Genomic DNA, 15778 nt, shown 5'->3' with positions numbered 1-15778 from the left:
CATTCATCGCAATGGAAAGACAATTGCACTTCTTAATACGAGGCGTTACCGCTACGCTTTCGGTTTAAACGGGAAAGGCAATCGCAAAAAGCATGTGAATTTTATTGGTTTTCTTCCTTTAATCCATTGGGAAAGTATCCGGAAAAATAAACATTAAATTGGAATGAGTTGATGATTGATTTGGAAGAAGCTCCATCCCGTTATAAGAACGTCGCAATTTTCGGCGGCGGTCCTATGGGAGTCCATCTTTCGGTATCCCTTTCGGAAAAGGCAGAGAATCTTTATCTTTGGTACTTCGATAAGAAAAATGCGGATAGAATGCAGAAGGACAGGAGCGCCGAGTTCCTGGACGATCATGTTCCTCTTGCCGATAATATCCGGATCGTCAGTGATTTTGAATTCTTATCCGAAGGATCTTGGATCATTATTATTGCGGTTCCTTCCAGACAAACGGAGAACGTAATCGATAGGATCTCTTCTGTTCTTTCTCAGAATGGTGAACACACAATTGTAGTTTTTACTAAGGGGCTTGTATCCTCTTCTACCAGAAAGAAAACGAATGCGATCACATTCTCCGATTATGTTTTAAAAGTACGTGAAATAAAAGACAAACTGGATCTGGAATACGTCGCAGTTGCCGGTCCGAACCTTCTTTCGGAAATGGCAAAGGGAAAGCATAGCTTTTTCTCTATAGCTTCCAGTGGAGAGCGAGGATCAGAAGTCATAGAAGGGCTTTTCTCGGGCCCAAGAAATCATATTAAGACTTTTGAAGATATTCGCGCCTTGGAATTGGTCGGGGTCATGAAGAATCCGATCGCTATCGCTTGCGGGATCCTAAGTGGGATCCCGGAATGCGGCTCCAATTTCGAGGGAGAACTGATCAGTTTAGGATTTTCTGAAATACTCGATCTATTGAACGCACTGGAACTCCCTACAAAGCCTGCTATGGAATTCGGATTGGCGGACTTGATCACCACTGCTACTTCTAGATCCAGTAGGAATAGGGCTTACGGCCAAAGATTCATCCGAAAGCTGATCTCGGGCGAGGACTCTCCAAATCTATTGGAGAGGATAGAATTATTTTTCAATCCTAAAGAATTCATCCAAAAAGAAATGAGCCAGAGTGAGAGTCATGTAGAAGGGGCCTATTCTCTTTCCACTATTTTGGATCTTGCAGAAGAGAAGAAGGTGGAGCTTCCTTTTTATACGACTCTCTTCGAGGTTTTAACTCGCAAGGTATCTCCTACGGAAATGATCCGATTCGTCTCCAAATCCACAAGCGACGATATCCGAAATATTTCCCGTACAGCTCGCAAGCGCTTCGGATTGACTCTTGCCTCCGGAAAAGAATTCCAGCAAGCTCTGAGAAGAAGAGTACTTCGTCATGTGCATTCCCAACCTGGAATGGCAGATAGGATCCTGAAGCAAGCGAGCCTGCAGATCAAGTCTTTAGAGAAAAGATATTCGGAAGCAGTAGAGACAGAAGCAGGCACGGATCTTTTACTTCTTCCGAAGGAAATAAAACTTTGGGAAGAGGCGGAGGAGACTTACGAAAAGAATCATACCAGAAACTTGGAAAAACTTGTGGAGTTCTATGTTTCGGAGATTGCGGACGAATATAGTCCCTTCTTCCGAGAGTCCTTGATCCATTTAGTAGCTCCAGCTCGTTTTGCGATCGGAGGATTCAAACCTGGGAGCGGCCTTCCGAAAATAGGAGGACAGATCAAGGAGATCAAGGCGCTCGCTTCCCGTTATGATATTCTTTATACTCCGACCCATAGATCTCATTTGGATTCGATAGAAGTCGCATTCGGTTTGCGCTGGTTGGGTCTTCCGGTCCCCAGATATGCGGCCGACAAGAAAGTGATGGCAACTCCGGGACTCGCTCGTGTTCTAAAATCTCTCGGTGCGTACATGGTGGACCGAAAAAGGAATCGGAACCTTCTTTATTTGGAATGCTTGACCCAATATTCCACGATGATGTTAGAAGCAGGAATTCCTACCTTGGTTTATCCGGAAGGGACTCGCTCGAGAACAGGCGGGATTATCCCGATCAAGACAGGAATTCTTTCCACATCCGTAGATGCGTTCAAGCATACCGGAAGCGAAGTGTTAGTCGTACCTATCGTTCTTTCCTACGAAAACGTTCCGGAAGATGTGGAGTTTGCGGGCAAGGATGTTCATCTTTCCTATAAGGATTTTCTTTTTAAGAGAACGGAAGTGTATATGGATCTCTGCGAACCGATCCCGGTATCTCGCTATATTCATGAAGATGATCCTACTCTTTCCATTTCTATGGAGATCTCTAGAGAATGGCAGGCACACCATAGGATATTGCCGAACCAGTTAGTCGCAAAACTTCTATTGGAAGCAGGAGGAGAGATCAATCTCGCCGACCTGGAAAAGATGATCTCGGAAAGGCTTTTGACCAGAAAGGGAAATTATCTGACTAAGGATACTGCCGAGATACTGAATCGAGGGATCAAAGTATTACTGGCCAGAAAGTTTATCCAAAGAGAAGGAAACAGTATCAAGGCTCTGGACAATGAGCTATTGCAGTATTATGCGAATATGGTGCCGGATCCAACCTGAGATCCGACACCTTCTCACTAATCTACTTTTACTTTAGACGCGATCAGCGTCGCTCTCTTGCGGAGCATAGAAATGGATTCGTCCTTGTTCGTATACGTAAGTGCGACTCCCATCCTTCTGTACTTCTTAGTGATCGGTTTACCGAAGATCCGTAGATCCGATTCGGGCATTTCGCACGCCTTGTCTATACCTTGGAAATTCGGGATATTCCCTTCTGTCTCCGCAAGTATTACCGCACTCGCTCCTTTTCGGACCAGAACGATCTCGGGAATCGGAAGTCCTAGCACGGCTCTCAAATGCAATTCGAACTCGTTGAAGTTTTGAGTGCCCGCCAAAGTAACCATTCCGGTATCATGAGGACGAGGAGAAAGTTCTGAGAAATAGACTGCGTCTTTTGCTAAGAAGAATTCTACTCCCCAGATCCCGGAACCGCTTAGTTCTCGGGTCACCTTATCCGCCATTTCTTGCGCTTCTTTCAGTTGGGAGTCGGAGATCTCGGTAGGTTGCCAACTCTCTTGGTAATCCCCTCTCTCTTGTCTATGACCGATGGGAGGACAGAATAGGGTGCGGCCGGTTTTCTGAGTCACAGTCAAAAGAGTGATCTCGGATTCAAATTGGATAAATTCTTCTACAATGATCTCGGACGCGCCCGTTCTTCCTTTGGTTTGCGATGCGATCCAAGCCGGTTCTATGTCTTCAGTAGTCTTGATCACAGACTGACCCTTTCCGGAAGAAGACATCAAAGGTTTGATTACGCAAGGGATCCCTATAGTCTCGATTGCCTTCTTTAATTCATCCAAAGTGGATGCGTATTCGTACTTTGCGGTCTTTAATCCCAAAGTTTTGGCGGCCAGGTCCCGGATCGATTTTCGATTCATGGTGAAGTTAGCCGCTTTAGCGCTTGGAACCACTTGGTATCCTTGCTTTTCATATTCGTAAAATCGTTCCGTGCGAATTGCTTCGATCTCTGGAACGATCAGGTCGGGCTTATGCCTTGCGACCACTTGGTCTAGGGCATTTCCGTCCAGCATATCTATGACTTCTCTTTCATGGGCTACTTGCATAGCCGGTGCTCCATCGTAACTGTCGACGGCGATCACATATTGCCCCAATCTTTGGGCCGCGATCACGAATTCTTTGCCTAGCTCTCCCGAGCCGAGTAGAAGGATTTTCTTTTTCATAGGTTCTTGGGAGAATTTCTAAATACGAATAAGGAAGGGAAGGAAAAAATAGAAGGCCCGATTTGCACTCCGCCGTTTAGAAAGATCGCTCGCAAACTCGAACAAAAGAATTTCAGGAGAACGGGGAGAAATTATTAGGGCCTGGAAATTGAACTCTCTTACAAAAGCAGTCTAAATAAGAATTTAGGATCGCGGATCCGAAAATACGCGCAAGAACGAGTAACTTCCTCTATGTTTCGAAAGATTCTATTTATTTCCCTTTTTACGATTCTTCTAAGTGCCTATCCTAATTATTTGCAGGGGACTGGAGCGAAACAAATACGATTTATCGGCACTGCATACGATCTAGAAACCGGCAAACTACTTTATAGAGATTATCACGAGGAATATTGGGAGAACGGAAAGCACACACATTCTCTGGTTACATATAAGGATCCGGAAGGAAGGATCTTCGCCAAGAAGAGGATCAGCTTTGCTAAGAATAGGAATATTCCAGACTTTCAATTAGATGATGATAGGGATGGGTATTTGGAAGGAGGAAGTTTCCTAGGTGGGAACTCTGTGAAATTATATGCTCGTCGCAAAACCAGTGACCCTCTACAGGAAAAGGTCCTGGAGAATAATGGTCCCTCTGCTTTGGATGGAGGCTTCGATTATTTTGTAGAAGATCATTGGGAGGAATTGCGTTCCGGTAAGAAGCTGAGCCTTTACTTTCTTGTTCCTGTAGAGAGAGATAAGTTCCGCTTTACTGTAGAAAAGACCAAGGAAGGGGAATTTAATGGAAAGTCTTCCTTGTTCCTTAGATTGAGGATAGACAGCGCATTTCTTTCTGTTTTCGTAAAACCAATCGATCTTGTGTACGATATGGGATCCAAAAGGATCATGGAGTACAAGGGCACGAGCAATATTAATGATGAGAACGGCAAAAGTCATCAGGTTCGAATCGTTTACGGAATGAGATGATCTACTAGAATCCGATTCTCCAAAAGGCCAATCCTCTTAATTTTACGTTTTTTGCATATTCTGACCAAAGAGAGGTATCGATGATTAGACTACCTTCTCCTGTTTTAGTTTGGATCAAATAGATGCCTTGCTTTTCCTTTCCATGGTCCAAAGCGAATTTTCCGTCCTTGTAATAGGTTAGGACCTTAGGGGCCTCCGTACCCTTCTCCCAAAAATAACCGTATAAAGGGATCCCTAACCAAACCTGTTCCGGCTTATATGTCTTGAGAAGAAGGGTCATATTCTTCTGCATCCAAGAGTAATCGGTTACAGGTCCAGGTTTCGTCTTAGGGGAGTGATAATCGTAGGCCATAAGCACCACTTCGTCCGCGAGATTTTGCCGATAGACAAAGGAGTGGAACTGAGCCAGTTCAGGTATAAAATTCTCCTGAGGAAACAGTGCGAGTGAAAGGACCTTTTTCTTCTTCTGCATTCTAGGATATAGGAGAACTAAGAAATCCTTATATTGAGGACCAACACTCGTAGACATTCCTTCGAAATCCAAATGGATCCCTTGGTAATACGGGTATTGGTCTAAGAACTTTTCTAGGTTATGGATCAGTTCCCTTCTGTGAGTGGGAGAAGACAGAATATTCTCTCCTGTCTTGGGAGAGGAGAAGGTAATTAAGGGGAACCAGCGGACTCCTTTTTTGTTCCCATGTAACAGAAGCTCCGAAGGCGGGGGATGATGTATTACTTTGGAATCCGGACTTATACTTGTTCCGGTAAAACAGAGAGTCGTCCCGGGTTGGAATTCCTTCTCCCAGAACTTGGAAGACTTAAAGCTCAGGTCCTTGCCTAGAGCATATTTCCATACTCCGCTTTCTTGGGCGGATAAGGGACATAGAGATGCCAGCGCCAGGATCGTAAAACAGATTCTAAGCATAGGAATGATATTCATTTCTTCGTCCTGTAATAATAAGGAAACCGATTGTTGATTTTTCTTCAATCCTGAAGAGTCGGACACCGATTTTTATAGGAGATCCCGGGTCGAAGAATTGGGAAGGATGCGAATGATGGCAATCACGAATACAGGCATGGAGGACTTGATCCGAGACGGATTAGACCGGCTCGGTATTCTATCCTCTAATAAGAAGGCTGAGATCAGTTTTCATTCTGCCAGCCTGTTCGAGCTATACCTTGCCAAACTACCGGATGGTTCTCGTCTTGCGATCAAGATCATTCCCAAAAAAGAAATGGCGGAGGCAGAAGCAGAAGGTCTGGAGCAATTGTGCAGACTTGGGGTAAGGGTCCCCGAATGTCTCGGGACAGTGCATCTGGAAAAGACCTCCCTTCTTGCGATGGAGTTTATCGATACAGGCTCTTCTGCCGGATTCAGACAGGATCTAATTGCTAGCTTAAAAAATCTGTATAGAACCGAATTCGGATCCTGGGGTTGGAAAAGGGATAATTTCATCGGATCCCTTCCGCAAGCGAACGGGTGGTTTTCTACCTTCTCCGAATTCTATTGGCAAAGAAGATTAAAGCCCCAGATCGAATTGGCCCAAACTCGCAAATTATTAACCGACAAGGATCTTGGTTCCATCCAAACTATTTTTCAGAAGTTCTCGGAAGAATGGGGATTGGATCGTGTCCAACCAAGAATGGTACATGGGGATCTATGGTCCGGTAACGTTCTCCAGGCAAAGAACGGACATGCATACTTGATCGATCCTTCCGTTTCTTATTCTCATCCGGAACAAGACCTGGCGATGCTGCAGTTATTCGGAAGCCCTCTGAACCTGGAGGAAATGCAAGAGATACTTGCCACCTGCGGCATGGAGGATCCGGGTAATTTAAAGGACAGGATCCAATTCTGGCAATTGTATCCTGTATTAGTGCATATCAATTTATTCGGCGCTTCCTATCTAACCAGCCTCAGGCATATACTTCGCTATTACGGTATGAAATAGTTTTCTTGAAGGAATCTTCGGGAACTGTTCTTTAGTAAGAATCAATCCGAGTCCGGGGATACCTCTTTGCCCAAAGCTAAAAAACAGAAAAGCACCCGCGCTTCTTCATCCCAGGACAAGCCTGAAAAAATGAATCTGAGAAAGTCCCCTTCTCAAAAGAGGGCGATCGAAAGAGTACAATACATTTTAGATATTGTTACTGGTCTCTTGGATGAAGTGGGAACAGAAGCGATCACTACTAATTTGATCGCTCAGAAGGCGGGGATACCGATCGGTTCCCTATACCAATATTTTCCGAACAAACATGCTATCATCAGCGCTGCGGGCGAAAGGCATTTGGCTCGGGTGAACGATATGGTCATGGACTTTATCGATAGCAAGCCCGATATGTCGAACTGGGAATCCTTAGTGGACCAACTCATCGATGCTTTTGCTCGATTCTATAAGACCGAACCTGGCTTTATCCCTATTTGGTCGAATAAGAATTTGGATCCTCAACTGGTTAGTATAGATCGCGAGAATAACAGGGCTATCGCAAATTTCGTAAGCGATTTATTCTTTGGTGTTATTCCTTGGATGAAAAAAAAAGAAGAGATGACTGTGATGTCCCGGATCATGGTCGAGGTGACTGATTCTGTTTTGAGTCGTTGGTTGAGGGAAAGCCAAGACCAAGCGTTGGCAGATGGAATCCTCCAGGAATTGAAGACCATGTTGAAGTCGTACTTGAATTATTATATTCAGAGAGGGGAGAAGTGAGGGCGTATCTATTCGAATTTCCTCTAACCGCATTCTTTGTCGGGCTGATTTCTATTTCTCAATTCGTTCTGTATTTTCTGGTTCCCGAAGAGATCCTGAATGCATTCTTTATCAGTCGTCCCGGGGAATTCTATCCTTGGAAATGGGTCGGAATGGCTTTCCTGCATGCGGACTTCATGCACTTGTTTTGGAATATGATCTTCCTTTTCTTTTTAGGAAGGATCGTGGAATATAAAGTCGGAAGAACCAAATGGCTTCTATTCTTCTTCATGGGAGCTATCGTTTCGGGAGGATTGGATTCTTTCGTTCGTGGAATTATCTTAGGAGAGCACCAACCGGCGATCGGAGCTTCCGGTGCGGTTTCCGGTCTTGCTGCAGTAGCGGCGCTTCTTTCTCCCTTCTCCATTCGAGTAAAGAAGAGAAACTATCCGTTTCCTGTGTTTGCAGTAGCCTGGCTGATGGTGTATTCCGATATCACGAATTTGTTCTCGAAAGACCAAGTGGCGCATTGGGCACACTTGGGAGGATTCCTCTCCGTAGTCTTTGCGGCTTATTTCATGAATAATAAGATCAAAAGGGAGTTACATACCGGCTTTGTATTGAATGTCGTATTCGTGATCCTATTGCTTATACTGGGATTCTTTGTCGGAGCTAGATAATTGCAGTTTGTGAGTTTTACAGCCTTCGATTATAACTCGGATGACTCCTTTAGCAGATCCGTGTACGAAATGGAAGGCTCGGAAGAAACCGGCTGGAAGATCCAACGAAATGCTCTTCCTTATTTAGAACTCGGAAAAGGGTATAGACTCGTCAAAACGGAACTCTGCGGGATCTGTTCCACCGATCTGGACAGGAGATTTCTTCCGTTCGCTTTGCCCCAGGTGATCGGGCATGAGGTCTTGGTTTCGGATCCTTCTACAAAAAAGAAATACGTATTAGAAATAAATGATACAGTCGAGGCAAGGGGCGAAGAAAAGGATCCTTTTTGCAGGGTAGGAATTCCCACGCATAGTCCTACTAGAATGGTATTGGGGATCGATCGACTTCCTGGCGGATTTGGGCCTTATATTTTAGCTCCTGTGGGAACTCTTATAGAAACGGGAACCCTCAAGGACAAGGAAGCAGTTTTACTAGAACCCTTTGCGGCTTCTTTGCATGGGGTAGAAGTCGCGTTGAATAGAAAGGGAAAAGAATTGCCGCGAAAGATCGCCGTCTTAGGGCCGAGACGTCTTGGTTCTCTTTTGATTGCGGCCTTGGATCTGTATCGAAAAAGGAATCATTTGAATTACGAGATCGTTTCCATCCTGAGACATGAGGATCTAAAGGATCTTTCCTTTGCAGTAGGTGCGGATAAAGTATTCTATTTTCCTAATTTAGGCAAGGAAGAAGCCGGGATCGAAAAGAAGTTTGATCCCAATGGAAACGCAATCGATCGATCCGAAAGTGGGTCAAATCAATCCGAAGAAGCCCTTACTGGAAAATCATTCGATACATCCGGGAAGGATCGTATCGGGAAAGAATTGAATCGATCTGAAGAAGGATCTAAACCGATCGAATGGTCCGATTGTAAAAATGCCTTCGATCTTGTATTCGATACCACAGGCTCTCCTTCCGGACTAGAGACTGCTATGTTTCTTACCTCTAAAGAGATCCATAGAAAGACAACGAACGGTCAGACTTCTCTGGGAATTTCTCATCTTACGGAAATGGTTGTGGATGAGATATCCATTTCCTATCTTCGGCCTGATCTTTCGGATTTGATCTGGGGGATCCAGGAGACTTCTCCGATCTGGATCTATCAATCTTCTCAAGTTGAACTTACTGAAGAAGAACAGATTTGGATCGATCAATTAAAAGCGAAAGGCAATCATCGATTCTTCGTTGGAAGTATAGAAGAGGCGGAGGCCTTTTTACAAGGCCCGGAATTTCAGGGAACCTTGCCCCATTTTGATTTTGCGATCGCAGGTTCCAGTTCCGAATTGGATCCTATCCTTCGCCCAAAAGCAGGAGAAGAAAGATCTTTGGTTCGACCCAGAGGTTCTATCCTCATCTCTCAAAATGGAAAGAAGGATCCAAATCCTTTTCTGGCTTGGATCCTTACAGGCGGGATCTTGAGCTCGAGTCGTTGCGGTGATTTTCACAGAACGAGAGAACTATTGGAATCGGAACCTGGCTTCTTGGAAACTGTTTCGGACGCATTGATCAGCGGGGAATATGACTCTCAATCCATCCCAGAGGCCTATCTTGCCGCGAGAAAATCGGAGAATATAAAAGTGATTGTCAGGCATAGAGCCTCCTGACCGAGTATTTAGTTACTTTTCGGAGCCGAGAATTTTGAGCAAACACGGGTTCTTTCAAATTACGCAGAAAGTTTTTTTGAGAAAGGGAAAAGATCTTCTTATCCTCAGAGATAAAAAGTCCGGTTTCGGCGATCTGCCCGGAGGCAGAATGAACGAGGACGAATTCTATGGAGATTGGCTTGTCAGTCTTTCCAGAGAATTACAGGAAGAGATGGGAGATTCTTGCCAGATCAAGATCCATCCTAAACCGATCATGGTCCATAAGCATAGGGTCAGCGAAGGAAATCATCCCTGTGTCATCATCGCATATCATGGAGAATTTTTATCGGGAGAGATCCAAATCTCGGACGAACACGATTATTTGGATTGGGTGGATGCAATTTCCTTCGATCCAACCGGTTTATTCTTCGAATACATGTTGGACGCATTCAAGCTCTATCAAAAAGAATACGCTCCTCTGATCCCCGACGGGAAATTAGAAGCAAAAGGATGGCTGCTATGAGCCCATTTGCTAGAAACGCAATCGTCTCATTGCTATTACTTCCTATATTCCTATTTATAGGTTGGGTTCTATCCGCTACGAATTTGAGCGACGAAGAGTTCCAGAATCGTGTTTCTAAGAAAGAAACAAAAACAGTAACTCTGGGTTGGGACAGAAGATCCGGAAATTTACTCATCGTCCAATTAGAATTTAAGCCGGAATATTTTACCAGAGAAGACAGGCTCAGAGCCTGGTTAGAAGAACCTCTTCTTCTTGCAAAAGAAAAAGGATGGCTGCAAAAGACAACGATCGTGGCGTATCCTCCCGAAATAGGAAATTACTTTTTCTTAATAGACTCCCGCAAAGAGATCTTAGATGCGGAGAAGGAGCAATCTGCTTGGAACATGGCTGTTTTCTTCCAAAGGATATTACCTAAGAACCTCGCTTCTTTCTCTCTGGGAGAGGATACCTCTACCTTTCAGATCGCGGAGGCATCCAAGGAAAGTTACCAAAGAATTTTCAGTACTCTTTCCAAGATCTACGGAGTGCAGATCCTTGCAGGTTCTATTTGTCTTCCTTCTCCTGAAATGAAAGAAGGAAAACTTACGATCCGACCTGGTGGTACTTGGGAAGAACGAGCTTATATTTTCGACTCGGAAGGAAAGTTTGCGGAAGGTTCCTTACTTAGGAACAGATCCAGGGATTCTGAACTAGAAAAAAGATCACAAGCGAATCCGAATGAGATCCTTCCGAATGTCTGGGTAGCCAATCTTTCTTTCGGAAGAATCGGGGTCGTATTTACCGAAGATCTAAAATCTCCCGCCTTGGATGAGATGGTAAAGAAAACCTATATCAGTAAATGGATCGGTCTTGGTTCAGTCGAAGACGAAGGAAAGTTCAGAGAATGGATCAAGAATTCTAGTTTCGAGTCCAGCGGCCAGGTGCAATTTTCCGGAAAGACTTGGGATTACGAATTTCCTGGAAAGAGCTTTGCTAAAACCAGATACGGGTCTCCCGAGCCCTTAGAAGGACAAAAGGGAAATCTTCTCATCAATATCTTCTTCTAATAGGAAGTTACTTATCTCTGGACTCTTCGTAGAGTTTCAGGATGGTCCAGTCTTCTTCTGGAAAGTCCAGGCCCGTGATATAAAATTCTTTCGTTTCATTCTCGCATAGGATCTTGTTCTGATCCACAACCCAGATCCTTTCGCATAGCAAAGGGAGAACTTGGCTCTTGCGAGAAGGTCCCCAAAGATGGACCTTGCCTGAATAATTAGAAACGAACTCATTCTTAGCGGGTAGTTTCCAAGGATTGATCTCTTTTCTACTCACTGTAAACAATTTGTTCACGGAAGGTTTTCCTTTTCCGAATTGAAGCCTTCGCAAATGAAGTCTTCCGATCGAACCGCCAAGATAATACGCAGCGTCTCCGGTCCCATAATACAGAAGAGGACTGATGATCTCTTGGTCTATTTTCTCCGAGGTCTTCTTGTCGGGTTGCACGTAATATAGATAATAAGATCCTGCATTTCCTGAGAAGAGTAAGAAGTCCTTTCCGATCGGATACAAAAAGAAGCGAGCCTTTAGATTTGGGAACGGAGGCGCAATCTTCTCCTTGGGAAGGATCATTTTAGGAGTGCGAGGCTCTACTGTTTTTTCCTCATACAATTGGTTGTCTACGAAGTAGTAGATCTTGGAACCGTCGTCCGCAATTCCTCCTCTATTCCTACAAGAGATCTGAGCCCCTGCTTCATAATGAAGGTCGTTATTCTTAAGAGAGATCGCGAATAACCTGCAGCCGTTTGCCATCGGATATTCCGCTAAAGCAAAGTTTGCGTTGGAAGAAACGGAAATAGAGGCAGGCACTTCGTCCAAGCTCTTAGTTTCCTTATTTCCTTCTACCAAGTCTTTCCATGTCAACTTGCTGTCTTCGAGATAGACCAATCTCTTTCTATCGTACGAAAGCTCTACGATCCTGGTGGTCTCCGGCTTTTCTAAGGAAAGGATCTCATCGTCCGATTTTGGTTTAACTAGATAGTCTTTGAGTTGAGAAGAAGCCTTCTCGTAGTTTTGGTCTTCTACTAATTCGTTGATCTCTTCGATCAGGCTCTCTTGCTTGCTTTTGCAAGAAAGGATCAGAAGGAAGAAAAGAATAGAAGCGAAGATACGAAGAATGGTTTGTAATTTATAGGATCGGTTCAGGCAGTTTCCTCAGCCCAAGGCTCGTCGGAAGGGACGCTAATAATATCTTTAGAGAATAATTTCTGGGCTCTCGTTGCTATCTGTCTAGTCTCAAAGAAGGAATAACCTCCGGATAGCAGAGAACCGAATAACGGAAGCCAAAATCTTTTCTTTGGTCTTTGCAATTTTCTACCACGGAAGAATCCTTTCGCGATCTGGAAGGTAGCTTCTTCCAAGATAGTCCAGGTAACAGGACGGATCAAAACTCGGGCACCTAGATCTTTTAGGAAATTACCAAAGAAGGAAGTCTTGTCTTGGAACAAGCAATAGGCAAGAAGCTCCGGATTCACTTGGTGTTCTTTTCCGTAAAGAGCGGCAATATCCTTTATCAGTTTGCCTTGGATCCGTAAGACTAGTACAGCTTCTGGAGCCAAAGTTAAGGCTCCCAACTTTCCTGGGGGAAGAGCAAGCACTGCACTTGCGGCTCCGGTTTGGAGAGATGCCTTTTGCGTTAGTTCCTCAACAAAATGAGAAGGGGAACCAATGGTCTTGGCGTAAGGACTGCGGTAAGAATTGAGACCAGACAGTAGGTTCAGTATCTGATCGGAAACTGCGGAAAGAATCGAATTGTAGTTTTCCATGTAGAGGAGTAGGGTACCAAGGCAATGGGATACTGTTTCTATGTTAGACAGACTAGAAAAAATACAACAAAAATACCTTAAAATATCCGACGAACTCACGACGGCATCCAATCCGGATGATTTAAAGCGCCTTTATAAGGAACGTTCCCGACTTACGCCCTTATTCGACAAGATCACCGAATATAAAAAATTACTCCAAGACAAGAAGGACGCAGAAGAACTTCTGAAGACAGAAAAAGACGGAGACATGCGTTCCATGTACGAAGAAGAGAAGAACGCTGCCGTCGACCGGATCGATTCTTTAGAGAAAGAATTGGAGATCCTTCTTCTTCCCCCAGATCCGAATTCAGGCAAAAACATACTGATCGAGATCCGTGCTGGGACCGGCGGAGAAGAGGCTGGCCTTTTCGTTTCCGATCTATTCCGAATGTACACCAGATATGCCGACAAGCAAGGCATCCGACACGAGATAGTGGAGTCTTCTCCGACTGGGATTGGCGGACTCAAGGAAATCATCTTCGCACTCGAGAATGATAAAGCGTACGATCTCTTTAAATTCGAAGCGGGAACTCACAGGGTCCAAAGGATCCCTGCGACTGAGTCCGGAGGAAGGATCCATACCAGTGCTGTTACGGTTGCAGTCTTGCCGGAAGCCGAAGAATCCGAGATCAATATCAATGAGAACGATTTGAGGATAGACGTATATCGGTCTTCCGGTTCGGGAGGGCAGCACGTAAATACGACTGACTCTGCGGTCCGTATTACGCATATTCCGACTGGAGTTGTAGTCGCTTGTCAGGACGAGAAGTCCCAGCATAAGAACAAGGCTAAGGCTATGCGTATCTTGAGCGCTAGGATCCTTGAGAAGCAGGCAGAAGAGAAGAAGGCTGTCGCGGATGCTATGAAGAAACAAATGGTAGGAAGCGGAGATCGTTCCGAAAGGATACGCACTTATAATTTCCCGCAAGGAAGATGTACAGATCATCGTATCGGGTTTACTAGTCATAATCTTTCGGCTATAATGGAAGGGGACTTGGACGATCTGATCAACGCCTTAACGGAAGAGGACAGAGTGAAAAGATTGGCAAGCGCCCAAGCGTCTTAGAATGATCTTAGAAATTCTAAGACCATACCGATTAAGATTGAAGTTTAGATCCTAAATTTTGCGATGGTATTGGTAGTATGATTCAAGAGATAGAACCGCATCGCAGGGTTTGCGGAGAAAGGATCCCTTTCGCAAATATACACGCAGTTTCCATGAGCCTCCCCGAAGTAGCTGATGTGATCGGTTACGAAGAAAAAAGAGTGGAGACACTTTCTCGTTTGAAAGCCGGATACCCTCGCTTCGTCGCTCACGCGTATATCGAAAGGATCTTGGACTTCAATCGAGAGTCCAAGGGAGTGGAAGGGCCTCAGTTCATTCTTAATTCTCGAAAAGCTGCGGATCATATCGTTTCATTCTTTCAAATAGAAGGAGCCGTTATCCTAGAAGATGAGGGTATAATTACTCTCACTATTCCGCAAGACAAGGAAGCGGAATCCAAGGTATTATCTTTTATCCAACATACGGGTTGTCTTGTTTCTTCTCGCAAGGCTGAGGACTATCTATTTAAGAAAGGACTCATCGATTCCATTTACAAAGAAGATTCCGTACAAGAGGATCCTTACGATCGGGTCATACAATCCCTTTCTTCCTTATATCCAAACAAAGGCTTAAGCGTTCATCTGGCTACTTCCGGAATGAATGCTGTGTATGCTTCTTTCAAGGTATTGGATCAAATCCGAGAAGAAGAAGGAAAGAATATCTGGCTCCGACTGGGGTGGCTATATGTGGACAATATCCGCATCCTAGAAAAATATTCCAGAGGCTCTCGTATCTTTCACGAAGTAAACGACCTAAAGGAGCTCGAAGAATTCTTGGAGAAGGAAGGAGATAAGGTTGCGGCCATCCTAACGGAGTCCCCTACAAATCCTTTGATCCAGGTCCCGGATTATCCTGAGCTGAAAAAACTATTAGAAAAATATAAAATACCTTTGGTGGCGGATATTTCTGTTGCAGGTTCCGCAGTAGTAGACCTGACACCATATGCAGATATTATCGTAGAAAGTTTGACTAAATTCGCATCTGGGAATGCGGACGTAATGATGGGAGCACTCTTCTTAAATCCTAACTCTCCGTATTTCGAAAGATTGAAGAAAGAATGTCCTCAGTATTTAGAGACTCCGTATCGCAGAGATGTCGAGCGAATGGCCTTTGAGCTACAAGGCTACTCGGAAAGAGTGAGAGAGATTGGTAGAAACGCTGCGATCCTTGCGGACTTCTTTGCAAAACATCCTAAAATCAAAGCGGTTCATTGGAGTGGCTCCGAGGAAAATCACGGGAATTTTTCTAAGATCGCAAGAGACAAGGATCTGCATTGCGGAGTGATCACGATAGAGCCTGCGGTTCCTCTAGAGTCTTTTTATGATTCTCTGAACCTACTCAAAGGTCCAAGTTTCGGAACTGAATTCACATTAAACATGCTTTATATGTATTTAGCTCATTATGAATTGGTCTCCACCGAGGCAGGTAGAGGTTTCTTAAGAGAAGTAGGATTGGATCCAAGTCTGATCCGGATTTCTATCGGTCGCGAGAATCCTGAATTTTTAATCCAGGAGTACAAAAAAGCCCTAGGAGATTAACCCAGGGCTTGGTCTTGGACCGTTCAATACTTTCTTATCGTTCTGTACA

Annotated in this window: 14 protein-coding genes; 10 read left to right on the top strand and 4 right to left on the bottom strand. The window is 44.5% G+C overall.

Annotated elements, in window-relative coordinates:
• Positions 1-171: 171 nt before the first annotated feature.
• Entirely contained in the window at positions 172-2592 is a 2421-nt protein-coding gene (locus EHO57_RS06925; RefSeq protein ID WP_135644188.1) for a 1-acyl-sn-glycerol-3-phosphate acyltransferase, read from the top strand.
• Between the two features lie 17 nt (positions 2593-2609).
• On the opposite strand, the gene purT is transcribed toward EHO57_RS06925, so the two are convergent.
• Complete coding sequence (gene purT, locus EHO57_RS06920) at positions 2610-3773, bottom strand: formate-dependent phosphoribosylglycinamide formyltransferase (RefSeq protein ID WP_135644186.1); 1164 nt, start codon at positions 3771-3773, stop codon at positions 2610-2612.
• 231 nt (positions 3774-4004) lie between these two features.
• Between purT and EHO57_RS06915 the strand changes: the two genes are divergently transcribed.
• Positions 4005-4736, top strand: coding sequence for a hypothetical protein (locus tag EHO57_RS06915; protein WP_135644183.1), 732 nt, complete (start codon positions 4005-4007; stop codon positions 4734-4736).
• 4 nt (positions 4737-4740) lie between these two features.
• Here EHO57_RS06915 and EHO57_RS06910 read toward each other — a convergent pair whose 3' ends face one another.
• Complete coding sequence (locus tag EHO57_RS06910) at positions 4741-5724, bottom strand: glycosyl hydrolase family 18 protein (RefSeq protein ID WP_246050574.1); 984 nt, start codon at positions 5722-5724, stop codon at positions 4741-4743.
• A gap of 67 nt (positions 5725-5791) precedes the next feature.
• On the opposite strand from EHO57_RS06910, the gene EHO57_RS06905 reads away from it, so the two are divergent.
• The 6 genes from EHO57_RS06905 to EHO57_RS06880 all read left to right on the top strand — a co-directional run bounded on the left by EHO57_RS06905 (position 5792) and on the right by EHO57_RS06880 (position 11292).
• On the top strand, positions 5792-6688 hold the full coding sequence (locus EHO57_RS06905) for a fructosamine kinase family protein (protein WP_135645409.1): 897 nt from the start codon (positions 5792-5794) through the stop codon (positions 6686-6688).
• 66 nt (positions 6689-6754) lie between these two features.
• Positions 6755-7444 carry a TetR/AcrR family transcriptional regulator gene (locus EHO57_RS06900; protein WP_135644180.1) on the top strand — a complete coding sequence of 230 codons (690 nt, stop codon included), beginning with the start codon at positions 6755-6757 and terminating at the stop codon, positions 7442-7444.
• Positions 7441-8103, top strand: coding sequence for a rhomboid family intramembrane serine protease (locus EHO57_RS06895; protein ID WP_135644177.1), 663 nt, complete (start codon positions 7441-7443; stop codon positions 8101-8103). Before EHO57_RS06900 ends, EHO57_RS06895 begins: the two co-directional genes overlap by 4 nt.
• A gap of 69 nt (positions 8104-8172) precedes the next feature.
• Positions 8173-9744, top strand: a complete 1572-nt coding sequence (locus tag EHO57_RS18925) for an MDR/zinc-dependent alcohol dehydrogenase-like family protein (RefSeq protein ID WP_425460774.1) — start codon at positions 8173-8175, stop codon at positions 9742-9744.
• A 34-nt stretch (positions 9745-9778) separates the two neighbouring features.
• A complete protein-coding gene (locus EHO57_RS06885; RefSeq protein WP_135644174.1) occupies positions 9779-10246 on the top strand; it encodes an NUDIX hydrolase in 468 nt (155 codons plus the stop codon).
• Positions 10243-11292 carry a hypothetical protein gene (locus EHO57_RS06880; RefSeq protein ID WP_135644171.1) on the top strand — a complete coding sequence of 350 codons (1050 nt, stop codon included), beginning with the start codon at positions 10243-10245 and terminating at the stop codon, positions 11290-11292. Before EHO57_RS06885 ends, EHO57_RS06880 begins: the two co-directional genes overlap by 4 nt.
• Before the next feature lie 7 nt (positions 11293-11299).
• On the opposite strand, the gene EHO57_RS06875 is transcribed toward EHO57_RS06880, so the two are convergent.
• Complete coding sequence (locus EHO57_RS06875; protein WP_135644168.1) at positions 11300-12400, bottom strand: hypothetical protein; 1101 nt, start codon at positions 12398-12400, stop codon at positions 11300-11302.
• Positions 12401-12423: 23 nt separating this feature from the next.
• A complete protein-coding gene (locus EHO57_RS06870; protein ID WP_135644165.1) occupies positions 12424-13047 on the bottom strand; it encodes a hypothetical protein in 624 nt (207 codons plus the stop codon).
• Between the two features lie 40 nt (positions 13048-13087).
• On the opposite strand from EHO57_RS06870, the gene prfA reads away from it, so the two are divergent.
• Entirely contained in the window at positions 13088-14152 is a 1065-nt protein-coding gene (prfA, locus tag EHO57_RS06865) for a peptide chain release factor 1 (RefSeq protein ID WP_135644163.1), read from the top strand.
• Between the two features lie 77 nt (positions 14153-14229).
• Entirely contained in the window at positions 14230-15729 is a 1500-nt protein-coding gene (locus EHO57_RS06860; protein ID WP_135644161.1) for an aminotransferase class I/II-fold pyridoxal phosphate-dependent enzyme, read from the top strand.
• Positions 15730-15778 lie beyond the last annotated feature (49 nt).

Source organism: Leptospira langatensis, assembly GCF_004770615.1.
In the GTDB taxonomy this organism is placed as follows: domain Bacteria; phylum Spirochaetota; class Leptospiria; order Leptospirales; family Leptospiraceae; genus Leptospira_B; species Leptospira_B langatensis.
Note: the sequence above shows the minus strand (reverse complement) of the source record. Positions and strands in the feature narration are given on the sequence as shown.

Excerpts from the sequence above, each read along its gene's own strand:
- EHO57_RS06925 (WP_135644188.1), top strand. The coding sequence starts at position 172 with ATGATTGATTTGGAAGAAGCTCCATCCCGTTATAAGAACGTCGCAATT.
- purT (WP_135644186.1), bottom strand. The coding sequence starts at position 3,773 with ATGAAAAAGAAAATCCTTCTACTCGGCTCGGGAGAGCTAGGCAAAGAA.
- EHO57_RS06915 (WP_135644183.1), top strand. The coding sequence starts at position 4,005 with ATGTTTCGAAAGATTCTATTTATTTCCCTTTTTACGATTCTTCTAAGT.
- EHO57_RS06905 (WP_135645409.1), top strand. The coding sequence starts at position 5,792 with ATGGCAATCACGAATACAGGCATGGAGGACTTGATCCGAGACGGATTA.
- EHO57_RS18925 (WP_425460774.1), top strand. The coding sequence starts at position 8,173 with ATGGAAGGCTCGGAAGAAACCGGCTGGAAGATCCAACGAAATGCTCTT.
- EHO57_RS06880 (WP_135644171.1), top strand. The coding sequence starts at position 10,243 with ATGAGCCCATTTGCTAGAAACGCAATCGTCTCATTGCTATTACTTCCT.
- EHO57_RS06870 (WP_135644165.1), bottom strand. The coding sequence starts at position 13,047 with ATGGAAAACTACAATTCGATTCTTTCCGCAGTTTCCGATCAGATACTG.
- prfA (WP_135644163.1), top strand. The coding sequence starts at position 13,088 with ATGTTAGACAGACTAGAAAAAATACAACAAAAATACCTTAAAATATCC.
- EHO57_RS06860 (WP_135644161.1), top strand. The coding sequence starts at position 14,230 with ATGATTCAAGAGATAGAACCGCATCGCAGGGTTTGCGGAGAAAGGATC.